Here is a 1,438-nt window from a genome sequence, read left to right on the forward strand (position 1 = left end):
GAGCAATCGTCAAGAGTGGTGTACGCGGGTCAGGCGGCATGATCAGGCGGCCAGCGCTTGAGGAGCCGGTGTGCTTTCAATCACCGGAGTGCCGTCCTTGAAGGGAATGCCCTTCAGGAGCGGCTCGATCTTGTCGACGCCACGGATTTTCCTCCATGACTTCTCGGCCGCTTCAATCAGCTTGAACGCCATGGCCAGGAAGGTCGCGCGCGACAGGCAGTTACGCGTACGGCTTGTGCGATGGCGCACCGTCGCGAACGTCGATTCAATCGGATTCGTGGTCCGCACATGCTGCCAGTGCTCGGCAGGGAAGTCGTAAAACGCGAGCAGTGCGTCGCGATCCTTCGTCAATTTCTCCACGGCTTTCGGGTATTTGCCCGCGTATGTGTCGACGAACTGGTTGAACGCGATGATCGCATCGGCGCGTGTCGCGGCATTCCAGATTTCAGCAAGCGCCGCCTTGGCTCGGCCGTGCTGTGATTTGGGCATGACGTTGAGGATGTTGCCGATCTTGTGGAACCAGCAGCGCTGGTGCCGCGTCTGCGGGAACACCTCTTCAAGCGCCGCCCACAGCCCCATCGCACCGTCGCCAACCGCGAGCAGCGGTGGCGCCTGCAGGCCTCGTTTCTTCAGATCGAGCAGCAGTTCTATCCACGATTGCTTCGATTCGCGATAGCCGTCGCTCAGTGCCACGCGCTCCTTGCTACCATCTGGCTTCACGCCAATGATCACCAGCAGGCACTGACCATCGGAATCCTCGGTGCGGGCTTGCGTGTGAATGCCGTCAGCCCACCAGTAGACCCAGCGCGAGGCAGAGAGATCACGCTTGTTCCACTGCTCGAACTCGTCAGACCAGGCGGCCTTCAGGCGGCTCACAACGCTTGCCGACAACCCTTTGGCCTGCTCGCCCAGCAGCTCCGACAGCGCCTCGCCCATGTCGCCTGTCGAGACACCGCGCAGGTACAGCCACGGCAGCGACGACGACACGCGCGGCGACTTGCGCACGTAGGGCGGCACAATCGTCGAATTGAACTTCACGCCCGAACCCGAACGGTCGCGCACCTTCGGCACCTGGACTGACACAGGACCGATGGCCGTAACGATCTCGCGCTCGGGCAGGTAGCCGTTGCGCACGACTGCGCGCCGGCCTTCGATTGTCTTCACATTCGAATACTGCTCAAGCATTGCCGCCAGTTCCGCCTCGATTGCCTGCTGGATGATCCGCCGCGCCCCGTGCTGGATCAGATCGTCCAGGACGGGCGCACCCTTGATATCGACTTCTGCCGTTTGACTGCTGCTCGTATCCTGCGTATGTTTCGCCATGGTGGTGGAGTTCGATTGTGGAAGTGTTACCGTGAGAAGCAACATTCTCCTTCAATCGCCACCGCCTTCTCCTGCCTCTTCCCTACGCCGCGTACACCACTTTCAACGATAGCTC

1 protein-coding gene is annotated in these 1,438 nt (G+C 61.1%); it reads right to left on the reverse strand.

The genetic code is table 11. The features are described from left to right. Nucleotides 1-42: 42 nt before the first annotated feature. Nucleotides 43-1,323, reverse strand: a complete 1,281-nt coding sequence (locus PKKP23_RS33370; protein WP_261531330.1) for an IS256 family transposase — start codon at nt 1,321-1,323, stop codon at nt 43-45. Between the last annotated feature and the right edge of the window lie 115 nt (nt 1,324-1,438).

The sequence above is a fragment of the Paraburkholderia kururiensis JCM 10599 = LMG 19447 genome (genome assembly GCF_003986935.1).
Lineage (GTDB): Bacteria > Pseudomonadota > Gammaproteobacteria > Burkholderiales > Burkholderiaceae > Paraburkholderia > Paraburkholderia kururiensis.